This is a genomic window from Pseudarthrobacter chlorophenolicus, from assembly GCF_000962805.1.
In the GTDB taxonomy this organism is placed as follows: domain Bacteria; phylum Actinomycetota; class Actinomycetes; order Actinomycetales; family Micrococcaceae; genus Arthrobacter; species Arthrobacter chlorophenolicus_A.
In genome coordinates this window covers 89707-104902 of the sequence record NZ_JZTW01000014.1, presented here as the reverse complement: position 1 = coordinate 104902, position 15196 = coordinate 89707, and the positions used below count along the sequence as shown (strand labels likewise).

General features: G+C 67.9%; 17 protein-coding genes. 13 read left to right on the top strand and 4 right to left on the bottom strand.

The genetic code is table 11. The features are described from left to right. Nucleotides 1-7: 7 nt before the first annotated feature. The 3 genes from UC32_RS14605 to UC32_RS14595 form a co-directional block, all read right to left on the bottom strand. Nucleotides 8-775 (bottom strand): DUF429 domain-containing protein, encoded by a 768-nt coding sequence (locus UC32_RS14605; protein ID WP_045731916.1) that lies wholly within the window; start codon nucleotides 773-775, stop codon nucleotides 8-10. Between the two features lie 6 nt (nucleotides 776-781). Then, a complete protein-coding gene (locus UC32_RS14600) occupies nucleotides 782-2107 on the bottom strand; it encodes a carboxylesterase family protein (RefSeq protein WP_045731915.1) in 1326 nt (441 codons plus the stop codon). Nucleotides 2108-2312: 205 nt separating this feature from the next. Continuing rightward, nucleotides 2313-2801: an inorganic diphosphatase gene (locus UC32_RS14595; protein ID WP_015935533.1), complete on the bottom strand. Its 489-nt coding sequence runs from the start codon at nucleotides 2799-2801 to the stop codon at nucleotides 2313-2315. Between the two features lie 155 nt (nucleotides 2802-2956). On the opposite strand from UC32_RS14595, the gene dacB reads away from it, so the two are divergent. Further along, on the top strand, nucleotides 2957-4486 hold the full coding sequence (gene dacB / locus UC32_RS14590) for a D-alanyl-D-alanine carboxypeptidase/D-alanyl-D-alanine endopeptidase (RefSeq protein ID WP_052690595.1): 1530 nt from the start codon (nucleotides 2957-2959) through the stop codon (nucleotides 4484-4486). Between the two features lies 1 nt (nucleotide 4487). Here dacB and UC32_RS14585 read toward each other — a convergent pair whose 3' ends face one another. Next, nucleotides 4488-4670 (bottom strand): hypothetical protein, encoded by a 183-nt coding sequence (locus UC32_RS14585; RefSeq protein WP_045731914.1) that lies wholly within the window; start codon nucleotides 4668-4670, stop codon nucleotides 4488-4490. Between the two features lie 246 nt (nucleotides 4671-4916). On the opposite strand from UC32_RS14585, the gene UC32_RS14580 reads away from it, so the two are divergent. The 12 genes from UC32_RS14580 (at nucleotide 4917) to UC32_RS14525 (ending at nucleotide 15109) form a co-directional block, all read left to right on the top strand. Further along, the gene (locus tag UC32_RS14580) at nucleotides 4917-6047 is read left to right on the top strand and encodes a zinc-dependent metalloprotease (protein ID WP_045731913.1); all 1131 of its coding nucleotides are present in this window, start codon (nucleotides 4917-4919) and stop codon (nucleotides 6045-6047) included. Between the two features lie 180 nt (nucleotides 6048-6227). Further along, nucleotides 6228-7283: a tRNA lysidine(34) synthetase TilS gene (tilS, locus tag UC32_RS14575; RefSeq protein ID WP_200896395.1), complete on the top strand. Its 1056-nt coding sequence runs from the start codon at nucleotides 6228-6230 to the stop codon at nucleotides 7281-7283. A gap of 30 nt (nucleotides 7284-7313) precedes the next feature. After that, the gene (gene hpt / locus UC32_RS14570) at nucleotides 7314-7865 is read left to right on the top strand and encodes a hypoxanthine phosphoribosyltransferase (RefSeq protein WP_015935538.1); all 552 of its coding nucleotides are present in this window, start codon (nucleotides 7314-7316) and stop codon (nucleotides 7863-7865) included. Nucleotides 7866-7871: 6 nt separating this feature from the next. After that, nucleotides 7872-8243 (top strand): VOC family protein, encoded by a 372-nt coding sequence (locus tag UC32_RS14565; protein ID WP_045731912.1) that lies wholly within the window; start codon nucleotides 7872-7874, stop codon nucleotides 8241-8243. A 2-nt stretch (nucleotides 8244-8245) separates the two neighbouring features. Continuing rightward, nucleotides 8246-9292, top strand: a complete 1047-nt coding sequence (locus UC32_RS14560) for a LacI family DNA-binding transcriptional regulator (protein ID WP_045731911.1) — start codon at nucleotides 8246-8248, stop codon at nucleotides 9290-9292. Between the two features lie 164 nt (nucleotides 9293-9456). After that, a complete protein-coding gene (gene ftsH / locus UC32_RS14555; protein ID WP_045731910.1) occupies nucleotides 9457-11520 on the top strand; it encodes an ATP-dependent zinc metalloprotease FtsH in 2064 nt (687 codons plus the stop codon). Between the two features lie 9 nt (nucleotides 11521-11529). Then, on the top strand, nucleotides 11530-12174 hold the full coding sequence (folE, locus tag UC32_RS14550; protein ID WP_045731909.1) for a GTP cyclohydrolase I FolE: 645 nt from the start codon (nucleotides 11530-11532) through the stop codon (nucleotides 12172-12174). A gap of 12 nt (nucleotides 12175-12186) precedes the next feature. Beyond that, entirely contained in the window at nucleotides 12187-13107 is a 921-nt protein-coding gene (gene folP / locus UC32_RS14545) for a dihydropteroate synthase (RefSeq protein ID WP_045731908.1), read from the top strand. 14 nt (nucleotides 13108-13121) lie between these two features. Beyond that, nucleotides 13122-13529: a dihydroneopterin aldolase gene (gene folB, locus UC32_RS14540; RefSeq protein WP_045731907.1), complete on the top strand. Its 408-nt coding sequence runs from the start codon at nucleotides 13122-13124 to the stop codon at nucleotides 13527-13529. Continuing rightward, a complete protein-coding gene (folK, locus tag UC32_RS14535; protein ID WP_045731906.1) occupies nucleotides 13526-14071 on the top strand; it encodes a 2-amino-4-hydroxy-6-hydroxymethyldihydropteridine diphosphokinase in 546 nt (181 codons plus the stop codon). Before folB ends, folK begins: the two co-directional genes overlap by 4 nt. Further along, nucleotides 14068-14616 (top strand): DUF3180 domain-containing protein, encoded by a 549-nt coding sequence (locus tag UC32_RS14530; RefSeq protein ID WP_045731905.1) that lies wholly within the window; start codon nucleotides 14068-14070, stop codon nucleotides 14614-14616. The genes folK and UC32_RS14530 overlap by 4 nt, the downstream gene beginning before the upstream one ends. Then, complete coding sequence (locus UC32_RS14525) at nucleotides 14597-15109, top strand: PH domain-containing protein (protein ID WP_045731904.1); 513 nt, start codon at nucleotides 14597-14599, stop codon at nucleotides 15107-15109. The genes UC32_RS14530 and UC32_RS14525 overlap by 20 nt, the downstream gene beginning before the upstream one ends. Nucleotides 15110-15196 lie beyond the last annotated feature (87 nt).

Genomic DNA, 15196 nt, shown 5'->3' with positions numbered 1-15196 from the left:
CGACCCGTCAGCCGGGAAGGTCGCTGAGCCCGCACGAGGGCAGGTGGATCCAGCCCTCGCTGCGGGCGGCCCGCGCGTGCGCCTCATCAGGAAGGCGCGTACGACGGCGGGCCACGGCCCGGGCGGTCAGCGAAGCCACGACGGCGTCAAACAGGTCGTCCGAAGCCGCCAGCCGGGCCTCGTATCCGGCCAGGTCCAGCCACGGCGCCTGCTCACAGAGGGCTTCAAGGAGCACGCCGAGCCGCTCGGTTTCCGTGGTCCCCCGCCCCTTATACCCGCGGCCGTTGAGGCCCCAGATTTTGAGCGAGGCCGCCGGATATACCTCGGCCAGCCGGCCGGAGCCATCCCGGGACTGGGGGCCGTGCAGCGCAGCGATCTTTGCCTGGATCACCGCGCAGCGCATGGCCGGGTGGGCCAGCCGGTCTGCCGAAACGCTCAGCGGAATCAGGCCCGTCTGCGCGGTGCAGAAACGGTCCGTGTCCCGGTAGGCGAGGAGCCGCCGGCCGGCGATGCCGTCGTGCTCAAGGACCGGGGCGGCAACGTTGTCCAGGTGCCCGGTGAGGAACGGGATCAGCGCGTCCGGCCAGCCGACAGGGCAGTCGACACCGGTCATGTCGCTGGTGCCGAACAGGTCCACGATCGTCTGGTCGTCCACGTCCAGGGCCAGGTGGGCGAGCGTGGCACGGCCTTGGCCACGGGAATCCAGGTCCCACTCGATGACGGCAGCGGCGGTTTTCTTGGTGGCTGCCGCCAGGTCCACGCCCAAGGTCCGCATGGGTCCTCAGACCCTCCGGTAGTGCAGCGCGTCATTGATGGCACCGGCCTCGCCCAGGTCATCACCGCGGGCGAACCCTGCCCACAAAGCCCGAACCGCCCGTCCGGTCATGTCCACTTGCTCCCACGGTGCGCCGGCGATCAGTCCCACACCGTCCCAGGTTCCCCGGTTGCCCAAAAGCAGCGGCAGGTCGATGGTGTGGGCTGCGCCGAAGAGGTTATCCGGTGCATGCCAGCTCAGCAGGTACCGGTGTGCCCGTCCTCCTGCGCGCTTGTGGCGGCTGGCGAACTTCCGCGACGCCCACCCGTAGACCGTTTCGGTGACCACCCAGTCGACGGCGCGCACAGCGGCGGCGCCCACTCCCGGTACCTTGAGCAGGCGCATCAGGAACGGACTCCGGGGGAGGAACAGCCGCGCTTCCTCCGAGGTGTGGCCGATCAGGATGTCGATGCCCGGCGCGGCCCTGTCCCACGCCGCAGCAATGTCCTTCTCCTCCGGCAGCGGGGCATGGCCGTACTGGGTGCCGAACGGCATGGCGGCCAGCATCCCGAACTTCCGCGAGACCTGCGCCACCTCCGCCTCCCGGTCCACTACTTCCATGGCCGGGGTCCCTTCCGTCACCGATTCTGCCGCGATCCCCATGGCGTGGTTCATCCGGGCCCGGCCGCGGGCAATCCCCAGTGGCGCGCTCTGGATAATGGCACGCCGGAACAGCGACGGTGCATCGGGAGTGGCCATCAGGTGCGCGATGGCATCCCCGCCGGCGGACTGGCCGAACGCGGTGACGCAGCCTGGGTCGCCGCCGAACGCCGCGATGTTCCGCTGCACCCAGCGGAACGCCTCCAACTGGTCCAGCAGGCCCAGGTTTGCCGGCCGGCCGGTGCGGGTGGCCAGGAAACCGAACAAACCCAGCCGGTAGGTCACCGACACCACGATGACGCGGTTCTCGGCAACAAGCCGTGCGGGGTCGAAGATGGCGAGGTCCCCGGACCCGGTGGTGTAGGAGCCGCCATGGATCCAGACCATGACGGGCAGCTTTTCCCCGGGCCCGAGGTCGCCGGGCATGGTGATGGACAGGTTCTGGCAGTCTTCGCTGCCGGGAAGTTCGCCGTACCGGGTGCCCAGGACGTCGTCGAGGAACGGGACGGGTCCCTGCGGGCAGGCCGGCGCCAGCGAAGTGGCGGCAAAGGGATCGGTCCAGTCCGCCGCAGCAGCGGGCGGCTGGAACCGGGCCGCGGTGGCGTAGGGGATGCCCGTGGCGCGGAGGACATCGCCGTCCCGCCACCCGGTCACCGGGCCGCAGGGTGGGTGGAAAGCAGGTGCGGAATTCACGCCCCCAGCGTTTCACATCTTCCTGGAGAGTATTTGTCCGCGTATTGCCACTTCAGGGCCGCGAAGGTGGCTTCATCTGGACGAAAACTCCTGGAACGCGCGACGGCGGGTGGCCGGCTTCGAAAAGCCGGGCACCCGCCGTCGTAATTCCGGTGGTTGAGCCTGCCGAAACCAGGGCTTCGACAGGCTCAACCTCCGGGGAAAATCAGTGTCCGGTGGGAACGTAGCGCTTGATCGACGCTTCCAGCTCGGCCTCGGCGGCGGCGCGGTCGCCCCAGCCCTCGGCCTTGACCCACTTGCCCGGCTCCAGGTCCTTGTAACGGGTGAAGAAGTGCTCGATTTCCTTGATCAGGAATTCGCTGACGTCGCTGACTTCCTGGATGTGGTCGAAGCGGGCGTCAACAGGCACGCAGAGGACCTTGGCGTCTCCGCCGCCGTCGTCAGTCATGTTGAAAACGCCGATGGGGCGGGATTCCACGATGACGCCGGGGTGCAAGTCGAAGTCCTGCAGGAGCACCAGTGCGTCCAGCGGGTCGCCGTCTTCGCCCAGCGTGTTCTCGAAGAAACCGTAGTGCGTGGGGTACTGCATGGAGGTGAAGAGGACGCGGTCCAGGCGGACGCGGCCGGTCTCGTGGTCAACTTCGTACTTGACGCGCGATCCCTTGGGGATCTCGATGGTCACGTCGTGCTTCATGGGAATGCTCCTCAGCGATTACAGGGGGTGCGCGGCACACTTGACGGTCCACAAAAAGGAGTGTCCGTGCCGCCGACTATTATTGAGGATATAGCGAGAGGCCCTGGAATCAGGAACTTGTGGGGAAATTTCAGGACTTGAGGACCGGCACCGGCATGACCAAAACCACCAGCGCGGAATCGTGGCACCGCCGTGCGCTGAAGGCTGCGGCGCTGGGCCTTCCAGGCAGATCCGCCGGCCCGGGAAAACCCTGGCACCTCCTCCTGCTCGCGGCACTCCTGCTGGTCCTTGTCCTCCCGGCTGCAGCACTCGTGGCCCCCGGGTTCCTCGGCCCCGAGCCTCCCGCGCCCGCGCCCGAGGCCCCGGCCTGGCAGCGCGAACCGTCCGCCCTGGCATCCCCGCAGGGGCTCGCCCCGCTGCAATCCACCGCCTCTGTCCCGGACCCCGCCGTTTTGTCGGCGCAGGTTGACCCGCTGTTGAAGGCCGACGGCGGCGGTACTTTCACGGGCATCGTGCAGGATGCGCTTACTGGCCAGGTCCTCTTCGACCGGGGCGGCGCCGAGAGCCGCGTGCCGGCGTCGAACATGAAACTGCTGACCTCCGTGGCCGCCCTGCGCGCCCTCGGCCCGGACCGTGTGTTCACCACGCGGGTGGTGGAGGGGCCGGCCGCCAACCAGGTGGTGCTGGTGGGCGGCGGCGACGTGCTGCTCGGGCCCGGTGAGTCGAAGCCGGGCGAGGTGATGGGCCGCGCCGGCCTCACCACCCTCGCGGCCCGGACCGTGGCCTCCCTGCAGGCCAATGGTGCAACGGGGGAGATCAAGGTCCTGCTGGACGATTCCCTGTTTTCCGGGCCGGCCCTGAACCCGGCCTGGCAGGAGGGGGACGTCGCCGCCGGCGAAGTGGCGCCGGTGTATCCGCTTGCCATGAATTCTGCGCGCTACGACCCCGCCGTGACTACCGGGCCGCGCCCGCAGGACGCCGCGCAGACCGCCGCGGAGGAATTCGCAGCACGTCTCCGCGCCGCAGGTGCCGCCGCGGGACTGACTGTGGCGGCCGGCGTCGAGCGTTCACCCGGAGCGGGTTCGGCGAAGCCGGCTGCCGGAACCGAACTGCCTGATGTCCTGGCCGAGGTGCAGTCAGCCACCGTGGGGGACCAGGTGGACCTGCTGCTGCAGGAATCAGACAACTACCTGGCAGAGGTCATGGGCCGGATGGCCTCCATCGCGGATGGTGGTCCGGGCAGCAACGAAGGTGCCACAGCCGCGGTCAGCAGCCAACTGGCCCAGGCGGGGATTGCAGCCGGCCCCCTGACGCTGGTGGACGTGTGCGGCCTGGCGATGGGCAACCAGGTCTCGGCCGGCCAATTCGCTGAGGTGGTCCGGGCCATCACCACGGGCACCGATGCCAGGCTGCGCGCCGCTTTGGACGGCTTCCCGGTGGCCGGCCTCACCGGCACCCTTGATGCGCGGTACGGCGACGAGTCCACCGTCCAGGGAGCGGGCCTGGTCCGGGCCAAGACCGGAACTCTCAACACCGTTCTGGCGCTCAGCGGCTACGTCGTTGACGCAGACGGGCGGCTCTTGGTGTTCTCCTTCATCGGCAACGGATTGACGCCCGGCGCCACGGGCAACAAAGTGGCGCTGGACCGGGCGGCAACGGCGCTCGCAGGGTGCGGCTGCCGGTAGGTCAGCGCGCCTCCCTGGAATCTGCAACGCCATATGCGGGACCGGCCGCGGTGACCGGTTCCGCGGCCACCGCCATGGGGGCCGTGGTCCCCAGGAGCGCCGCCACCAGGACGGCGGCAACCACGGCCTTCCAGCCTTTCTTCGGGCCGGTGGTCAGGGGAGTGATGGGACGGTACGGGATCATGGTGTCCTCCTGAGGGGTTTGTCCGGCCCTGGCCCGCACGGACGGTGCTGGCCAGGGCCGCCTGTGCGGGTTCTGGAATGCGGTAGGGCCGCTGTTGCGGTGTACCCACCACCATGCCGCCGCAGCTTAGGCCTGGCCTTTTGCCCTCCTGTGCTCCGGCTGTGAGTGGCTGCCCGCCCATGCCTTTGCTTCGCCGGTGAGCGAACTTAAGGACGATCCCCGGCCCGCTGTGTTCTGATGGGACCTATGGAGTCCACTGCAGCCCAGTCCGCCCCCATCTCATCTGCTGATGCCGCTTCCCTGATCAATTGGGACCTGGCGGCCTCCGCGGCGGCACGGCTGGCTCCCGCCGGGCCGGACCTGAAGCCGGCGGCTATCAATGAAGCCGTGGACAGCCTCCGCCGGCTCGCCGACGCCTCCGTTCCGCACGTTCACGAGATCACCGGACTGGAAGCTGCCAGGGACCTCCGGGATTCCTCGGTGCTGGTGGTGGACCGGGCATCGTGGGCCAAGGCAAACACTCAGTCCTTCGCCGTGATGCTGAAGCCGGCCATGCAGAAGATGCTGGACAACCGGCGCGGTTCATTGAGCCCGTCCGCGGCCAGCGTCAGCGGCGCCATCACCGGCAGCCAGCTGGGCGCCGTCCTGGCGTTCCTGTCCAGCAAGGTCCTGGGCCAGTACGATCCGTTCGCGGCGCTGGCCGAAAACTCCTCCGCACCGGCCGCCGGGCGGCTCCTGCTGGTGGCACCCAACATCGTCTCCGTGGAACGCGAACTCAATGTCACGCCCGAGGACTTCCGGCTGTGGGTCTGCCTGCATGAACAGACCCACAGGGTGCAGTTCGCCGCGGCACCCTGGCTGCGCCACCACATGCTGGACCAGATCGACAACCTCAGCGGGCACCTGCTGGGCAACGTCGATTCGCTGATGGACCGGGCCTCGGCGGCCGCGCGCTCACTGAAGGACCGTTCGGCCACTGGAAACACGCCTGGCCGCGGCGCCATCCTGGACCTGCTGCAGGATCCCGAGGAGAAAGCCGCCATCTCGCACCTCACGGCCGTGATGAGCCTGCTCGAAGGCCACGCCAACGTGGTGATGGACGCCGTGGACGCCAGCATCGTTCCCTCCGTCAAGACCATCCGGCAGCGGTTCAACGACCGCGGCAAGGACCGTGGCGTGGTGGAGAAGTTCATCCGCAGCCTGCTGGGCCTGGACGCCAAGATGCGGCAGTATTCCGACGGCGCCCGCTTTGTCCGCGCCGTTGTGGGCGTGGCCGGAATGGAGGGCTTCAATCGGGTATGGGAGTCGGCCGACCACCTGCCCACCGAGCCCGAGATCCACGATGCCAAGCTGTGGCTTGAGCGGATGGGCCTGTAATTGCCTGACGTTCCGCCCACGCATTCCGAACCACAGCCTTCCGGGTACCAGCTCTCCGGGCCCGCCCCGCACGCTCCCGGTCCTGCCCCGCAGGATTCTGCGCCGGCAGCTTCCGCACCGCAGCGCAGCGGACGACGCCGGCCCGGCCGGTTGGCGCCCGTCGTCGGCACTGCCCGCAAGATGCTGGGCGACGCCCTGGCGCAGGCCGGCTATCCGGCGCACGTCCTGGTGGCCTGCAGCGGCGGGCCCGACTCGATGGCGCTGGCCGCCGTCGCCGCCTACTTCGCCCGCCGCGGCAGCATTGACGGCCACCCGGTCACGGTGGGCGCCGTGGTGGTGGACCACCAGCTTCAGGAAGGCTCCGCCCGGGTGGCGGCTGACACCGCCCGTGCCCTTCGGGAACTGGGTCTCGCCCCGGTTGAAGTCCACACCGTCACGGTGGCGGGTGCTGGCATGGGCCCCGAGGCCGCCGCCCGCGAGGCCCGGCACAAGGCGCTTGAAGCGGGAGCCGCGGACCAGGGCGCCGGCGCCATCCTGCTGGGGCACACCCTGGATGACCAGGCCGAGCAGGTGCTGCTGGGCCTGGCCCGCGGCTCCGGAACCCGTTCGCTCGCAGGCATGCGGCCCACCCGGGCAGGAGCCGGAAGCGCCGTGCTGCTCCGTCCCTTCCTGGGGCTCCGCCGGGCCGACACGGAGGAAATCTGCGAGGTGGAGGAGCTGGATCCCTGGCACGATCCCACCAACACGGATCCCGCGTTCGCCCGCTCCCGGACCCGGGTGGAAGTCCTCCCTCACCTGGAGGAAAAACTTGGCCCCGGCGTCGCGGAATCCCTGGCGCGCACCGCCTCAATCCTGCAACTGGACGCCGACTACCTCGAGGATGTGGCGGAAAGCACCTATACGTCCCTGGTGGAGTGGAACGGTGGAGAAGCAAGCCTCCCTGAGGACGCCCTGCGCGCCCTGGCCCCCGCCATCAGGTTCCGTGTGATCGCCAAGGCCGCAGCCGGCGTCGGCGGCCAGCAGCCCAGCTATCGGCGCCTTGTGGCGGCGGAAGGACTACTGCGGCGGCAGGGTTCCGCAGGCCCGGTGCAGCTGCCCGGCGGGGTTGCCGCCTACCGGTTGTCGCTGGCCGAACTCGAAGGGCCCGGGACCGCAGAGCGCCCCGGGACCGGTCCCCGCGAACCCGCGCGCTGTGGGAAGCTAGTATTCCGGCCGCAAAAACCGGCCACACATTAGTCGCACCCCGCATCTACACAGGAGCCATTGGTGGATTCAAACGACGTCCAGGCAGACCTCAAGCACGTTCTCTACACCAAGGAACAGATCCAGCAGCGCATCACCGAGCTCGCTGCCCAGATCGACAAGGACTACGAAGGCCGCGAACTGCTGATCGTGGGCGTGCTCAAGGGCGCCGTCATGGTCATGGCGGACCTGGCCCGTGCACTGCACAGCCACGTCTCGATGGACTGGATGGCTGTGTCCTCCTACGGCTCCGGCACCCAGTCCTCCGGCGTGGTGCGCATCCTGAAGGACCTGGACACGGACCTCATGGGCAAGGACGTGCTGATCGTCGAGGACATTATCGATTCCGGCCTCACCCTGTCCTGGCTGAAGACCAACCTGGAGTCCCGCGGCACCGCGTCGGTGGAAATCTGCACCGCCTTCCGCAAACCCACCGCCGCCAAGGTCCAGATCGACGTCAAGTACGTGGGCTACGACATCCCCAACGAGTTCGTGGTGGGCTACGGCCTGGATTACGCCGAGAAGTACCGCAACCTGGACTTCGTGGGCACCCTCGCACCGCACGTCTACGAGTAGGCCGCCATGCAGCTCGGTGGTTTCTCGGTAGGCCTTGCCGTGCAGGATCTCGCTGCTTCCATGGAGTTCTACCGGAAGCTCGGGTTCACGCAGTACGCGGGCAGCCCGGACCAGAACTGGGTCATCATGAAGAACGGGACCACCAACATCGGGCTGTTCAAGGGCATCCTCGAGAAGAACGTGCTGATCTTCAACCCGGGCTGGGACCAGGATGCCAAGCCCCTGGAACCGTTCACCGACGTGCGGGAACTCCAGGAACAGCTCCAGGCGCAGGGCGTCCCGTTTGCCGCCGAAGCCGACACGAAGACCACCGGGCCCGCGAGTGCCATCCTGATCGACCCCGACGGCAACCCGGTCTACCTGGACCAGCACGTCTGATTTTGGCAAGCCCGAACATAGGCATCAAGGATGTCGCGGTGGCCGCAGGGGTGTCGGCCACTACGGTGTCGCATGTCCTCAATGACGTCACGTATGCGCGGATCAGCCCCGAAACCCGTGCAAAGGTGAAGGCCGCCGCGGAGCAGCTGGGCTACGGGCCCAACCGGGTGGCGCAGGCGCTCCGCAACCGCCGCACCGGCGTGCTGGGGCTGGTCAGCGAGGATGTGGCCACCACGCCGCATGCCGGCCGGATCATCCTGGGCGCCGATGACGCGGCCCGTGCCCGCGGCTACACCCTCATGCTCATCAACACCGCCGCTTCCGCGGGGCCCGCCTCAAGGGAAGGCGACGTGGAAGCCGTGCTGGAACGGCAGGTGGACGGCATCCTCTACGCCACCATGTACCACCGGGTCCTGGACGCGCCGGCGAACCTCGGCAAGGTGCCGGCCGTGCTGGTGGATGCCGTCACCACCGACGGGCGGTTCCCTTCCGTCGTCCCGGACGAATACGGCGGCGCCCGCACGGCGGTCCGCGCGCTGCTCGACGCCGGCCACACCCGCATCGGCTTCATCAACAACGTCCAGGACGTGCCGTCCACCTCGGAGCGGCTCCGCGGCTTCCGCGACGCGCTCACCGCGGCAGGGCTCGACGGCGGCCTCGCGCCGGTGGAGTCATCGTCGTCGGACGCTGCGGGCGGGTACGAGGCAGCGGCGCGGATCCTGCGGAGCGGACACCCGCCGTCGGGCCTGTTCTGCTACAACGACCAGATGGCCATGGGTGCCTACCGGGCGGCCGCGGAACTGGGCCTCAGCATCCCCGGCGACCTCTCCGTGGTTGGATTCGACGACCAGGAACTGGTGGCCGGCAGCCTCTTTCCCGGGCTGACCACCATGGCGCTGCCCCACTACGCCATGGGTGCCTGGGCGGCCAACCACCTCATCGATGCGCTCGAAGGTGCAGGGGACGGTCCTTCGGCTTCCGCCGTGACCACTGTGCTCGAGTGTCCGCTGGTCACCCGCGCGTCCGTCGCCGCACCCCGGAACCCCTAGCCTGCCTGCAACGATGTCCGCTACGCCCACAGGGAACTTTTGCTTTTCATCATGCGTGATGTACTCCGGACGGTGTATAGCTAGAAGCTGACGCAGCACCATCACGCGCGCAAAGTACACGCCGTGCAGCACTACCGGAAGGGACGGGGCCAGCCCCCGAACAGATGAAAGCTAAGAATTTCTTCAAGGGCCCGGGCATCTGGATCGTCGTTGTTGTCGGTCTGCTCCTGGTGGCCTTTGCAACGCTGGCCCCCGGCGGTGCGTCGCGGATCGACACCGATAAGGGCCTGGAACTGCTTGCCGGCACCAACGTGGAACAGGCCAAGATCTTCGACGGTGAGAACCGCGTTGACCTCACCCTGAAGGACGACCTGGAGGTGGACGGCCAGAACAAGGGCAAGAGCGTCCAGTTCTTCTTCGTCGATGCCCGCGCCACGGACGTGGTCAAGGCTGTCACTGATTCCAAACCGGCGCAGGGCTACACGGACCAGCCCATCGAGAGCAACTGGTTCTCCGGCCTGCTGTCCCTCCTCATTCCCGTCATCCTGCTGGGCGCCCTCTTCTGGTTCCTCATGACCCGCATGCAGGGCGGCGGCTCCAAGATCATGCAGTTCGGCAAGTCCAAGGCCAAGATGGTCAGCAAGGACATGCCGCAGGTGACCTTCGCGGACGTGGCCGGCTCGGACGAAGCCGTAGAAGAGCTCCAGGAGATCAAGGAATTCCTCCAGGAGCCGGCCAAGTTCCAGGCCGTCGGCGCCAAGATCCCCAAGGGCGTGCTGCTGTACGGCCCTCCCGGTACCGGTAAGACCCTGCTGGCCCGCGCCGTTGCCGGTGAAGCAGGCGTCCCCTTCTTCTCGATCTCCGGCTCGGACTTCGTGGAGATGTTCGTGGGCGTTGGTGCGTCCCGCGTCCGCGACCTCTTCGAACAGGCCAAGGCCAACTCCCCGGCGATCATCTTCGTGGACGAGATCGACGCCGTCGGCCGCCACCGCGGCGCCGGCATCGGCGGCGGCAACGACGAACGCGAGCAGACCCTCAACCAGCTGCTGGTGGAGATGGACGGCTTCGACGTCAAGACCAACGTCATCCTTATCGCCGCCACCAACCGGCCGGACGTACTGGACCCCGCCCTGCTGCGGCCGGGCCGTTTCGACCGGCAGATCGGCGTCGAGGCGCCGGACATGATTGGCCGTGACCAGATTCTCCAGGTGCACGCCAAGGGCAAGCCGATGGCTCCCGGCGTCGACCTGAAGGCTGTTGCCAAGAAGACCCCCGGCTACACCGGCGCGGACCTGGCCAACGTGCTCAACGAAGCCGCCCTGCTGACCGCCCGCTCCAACGCCAACCTCATTGACGACCGCGCCCTGGACGAGGCAATCGACCGCGTGATGGCCGGCCCGCAGAAGCGCAGCCGGGTCATGAAGGAACACGAACGCAAGATCACCGCCTACCACGAAGGCGGCCACGCCCTGGTGGCGGCTGCCCTGCGGAACTCGGCCCCGGTCACCAAGATCACCATCCTTCCCCGCGGCCGTGCCTTGGGCTACACCATGGTGGTGCCGGACAACGACAAGTACTCCGTCACCCGCAACGAGCTCCTGGACCAGATGGCATACGCCATGGGTGGCCGCGTAGCCGAGGAGATCGTGTTCCACGATCCGTCCACCGGCGCCTCGAACGACATCGAGAAGGCCACCGGTACCGCCCGCAAGATGGTCACCGAGTACGGCATGAGCGAACGCGTGGGCGCCGTGCGCCTGGGCCAGGGCGGCGGCGAGCCGTTCCTGGGCCGCGACGCCGGGCACGAGCGCAATTACTCTGACCAGATTGCCTACGTGGTGGACGAGGAAGTGCGCCGCCTGATCGACCAGGCACACGATGAGGCGTACGCCATCCTCACCGAGAACCGTGACGTCCTGGACAGCCTCGCCCTGGAGCTGCTGGAGCGCGAAACCCTTAACCAGGCCGAGATCGCCGACATATTCCGTGACATCCGCAAGCGCGACTTCCGCGAAGTGTGGCTGTCCAAGGAATCCCGTCCGGTCCAGGCCGCCGGCCCCGTGGAATCGCCGCAGGAGCGGGCAGAACGCGAGGCCCAGGAGGAAGCCAAGCAGGCCCGCCTTGACGAGCCGCTGGACGCCCAGCCGCCGCATCCGCAGGGCGTTCCGGAAGACGCACCGTTCCAGGGAGGCGTCCCCGAATCGGGGCCGGACACCCTTCGCGGCTAAGCTTTCCCTGTGACTTCCTTCGACGACGACGCCGTTTCCGCCTCCGCCGCCTACCCGGCGGAGGACGGTTCCACCCATGCCCCGCTCCACAAGGTGGACCGGCCAAGGATTGAAGCGGCTGTCCGCGAAATCCTCCTGGCCATCGGGGAGGACCCGGACCGTGGCGGCCTCATCGACACCCCCAAGCGGGTGGCGAAGGCGTACGCCGAGGTATTTGCGGGACTGCACCACGACCCCGCGGACGTCCTGTCCACCACGTTCGAGCTGGACCATGAAGAACTGGTCCTGGTGAAGGACATCCCGTTCTACTCCACCTGCGAGCACCACCTGGTGCCGTTCCACGGTGTGGCCCACGTTGGCTACATCCCCTCCCATGACGGGAAGGTCACCGGGCTGAGTAAGCTGGCCCGGCTCGTGGATATCTACGCCCGCCGCCCCCAGGTTCAGGAGCGGCTCACCACGGAGATCGTCGAAGCGCTGGTCCTCCACCTCAAGCCGCGTGGCGCCATTGTCGTTGTCGAATGCGAGCACATGTGCATGTCAATGCGCGGTATCCGCAAGCCCGGAGCAAAGACCGTCACCAGTGCGGTCCGCGGGCAGCTTCATGACCCGGCCACCCGTGCCGAGGCCATGAGCCTCATCCTCGGAAGGTAACCACACAACACCATGGACTCACTAGCTGCAGCCCCGGGAACCGGGCCCGCAACCTCGCCGCTGCCCATCCTGCGCAAACCGCGCCCGGCCGCGCGCTTCGAGGACCTGCCCACGGACCGCACCCTGGTCATGGGCATCCTCAATGTCACCCCTGATTCGTTCAGCGACGGCGGCAAGCACGCCACGGCGGACACCGCCATCGCCGCGGGCCTGCGCATGTTCTACGCCGGCGCGGACATCATCGACGTCGGCGGCGAATCGACCCGCCCCGGCGCTGAGGACGTCTCCCCGGACGAGGAGCAGAAACGGGTCCTCCCCGTCATCGAAGCCCTGGTCAAGGCGGGTGCCCTGGTCAGCATCGACACCACCCACGCCGCCACCGCAGCCGCTGCCCTGAAGGCCGGCGCCGCCATCATCAACGACGTTTCCGGGCTGACCATCGAACCCGAAATGGCTGAACTCGTGGCCTCGTCCAAGGCGCCGTACATCCTTACCCACCGGCGCGGCGATGCCCGCACCATGAACTCCCTCGCCGAGTACACGGACGTGGCCGGCGAAGTGGTGGCGGAACTGGCCGGAGTGCGGGACAAACTGTTTGCCGCCGGCGTCAGCGCTGAGCAGATCATCGTGGACCCGGGCCTGGGTTTTGCCAAGAATGACGCCCAGAACTGGGAGTTGCTGCAGAACCTGGAGCAGCTGGCTGCCCTGGGCCACCGTGTCCTGGTGGCAGCCTCCCGCAAGCGGTTCCTTGGTACCCTCCTGACGGTTGCCGGCAAATCCGCTGCTCCGGAAGAGCGGGACGGAGCCACCGCCGCCATTACGGCCATCAGCGCCGCCCGCGGTGCCTGGGCCGTGCGGGTGCACGACGTCGGATCCAGCCTTGACGCCGTCAAGGTCGCCGCGCGCATGGCGGCAGTACCCAAAGCACCGTAAGCGCCGGGGGAGCCATGGACAGGATTACGCTGACCGGTGTGACGGCCGTCGGCCATCATGGTGTGTTTGATTTTGAACGCCGCGAGGGCCAGCCTTTTGTTGTGGACGCCGTCCTGTACCTCGATTTCGCCGCTGCCGCGAAGTCCGACGACGTCAGCGACACCGCGCACTACGGCGAGGTGGCTCAGCGTATTACTGAGTGGATTTCCGGCGAGCCGCTGAACCTCATCGAGGCCCTGGCGGTCCGGATCGCTGACGGCCTGCTGTCCGAGTTTGGCCTGCAGGCCGTGGATATCACAGTGCACAAGCCCCAAGCGCCCATCGAGGTGCCCTTCGGGGACGTGGCAGTGTCCGTTCACCGCGAACGGTCCGTCATCGTTTCCGGCCACCCGGCGGAACCCGCTTCCGGGGGCACCCCGTGAACGCGGTCTACACCAAAGCGGTCCTGGCCTTGGGGAGCAACCTCGGCGAACGCAATGACACCCTCTCCAGCGCGGTGGCTGATCTGGTGGATCCGCCGGAGGTCCGGCTCCTTGCGGTGTCCCCGATCATCCAGACCAAGGCGGTGGGCGGCCCGCCCGGCCAGCCGGACTTCCTGAACATGGTCATCACCGTCGAGACCAGCCTGACTCCGAATGAGCTGCTGGAGCATTGCCAGATGGTGGAGAACAAGCACCACCGGGTCCGTGAGGTGCGCTGGGGGCCGCGGACCCTCGACGTCGACATCATCACGTACGGTGACGAGCGCAGCGACGACCCAGTGCTGACGCTGCCGCACCCACGCGCGGCAAGTCGGGCTTTCGTGCTGTATCCGTGGTCCCTGATCGACCCCGCCGCAACCCTTGAGGGGGAGCGCATCAGTGCCCTCGCCGCCCGGGCGGCGGACTATGGCGACCTTGCCCCCTTTGATGGTTTCGGCGACTTTGACGGGATGCCGACCGCCGGGGCGGTGACGGACCGTTGAAACCCATTAGCCCGCTGCGGCTGCTGCTGATCGGCGTCATCCTCACCGTGGCCGGCTGGGCCGGAACGGTGATTACCAGCCGCTACGGCATGGCCACCCCGGTGTTGCCGGCCACCGCGCTGGCCACCATGGGCGTGATCGTGGCCATCACCCTGATCCTGGGTATCCGCATCCTGCGCTGGCGGAACAGCATCAAGCCCAACAGCACGGCAAAGAAGACAGCACTGGATCCGCTGCTCGCCGCCCGCACGCTCATCCTGGCCCAGGCCTGCGCCTATGCCGGAACGGTGCTGCTCGGCTGGCACGTGGGGATCTTCCTGGACCAGCTGCGGATCTGGAGCTTCCGTAGCCATCAGGACATCGCCTGGCTGGCGCTCGGCATGGCCGGCGGCGGCCTGGTCATGATCATTGTTGGCCTGGTGGTGGAGCGGTTCTGCAAGATTCCGCCGGAAGACGGCGACACGAAGGGCTTGGACGGCAAGCCGGGCCGCGCAACACGGGGAGAAGCCGCGGGGGAAGGCGAATATGCGTACCGAGGCGATTGACCCGCCCGGCATCGACTGGCACCGGGTGTCACCAAAGTTCGTGACTGTGCGGCTGGTGCAGTGGGCACTCGGCAACCTGGCCGCCGTCGTAATCCTCAGTCTTCCGCTCGTGTTTGTCCTGCTCGAATGGTGGCGGTGGCCGCCGCTGTGGCTGGCCATCACCGTTCCGGCCGTGACTTTGGTGGTGGCCCTCTGGCGGCTGGTACTCATCCCGCGCCAGGTCAGGGCCATCGGCTACGCCGAGCGCGACGACGACCTCCTGGTCCGCAGCGGCATCTTCTTCCAGCGGACCATGGCCGTCCCCTACGGCCGGATGCAGTACGTGGACGTCGCCGTTGGCCCCGTGGAGCGCAGCCTGGGCCTGTGCACGGTCAAGCTGCACACAGCATCGCCCGGCACCAACGCGCACATCCCCGGGTTGCCCGAGGCAGAGGGAGCCCGGCTCCGGGAGCAGCTCGCGGCCCGCGGCGAGGCCAGGCTGGCAGGACTGTGACCGCTGACGGGCGGTTCCCCCCTCGCGGGGTGCAGGAAGACGGTGCTGCGCCCGCCGTTCCTGCACCTACAGAAGCAACGTCCGCCA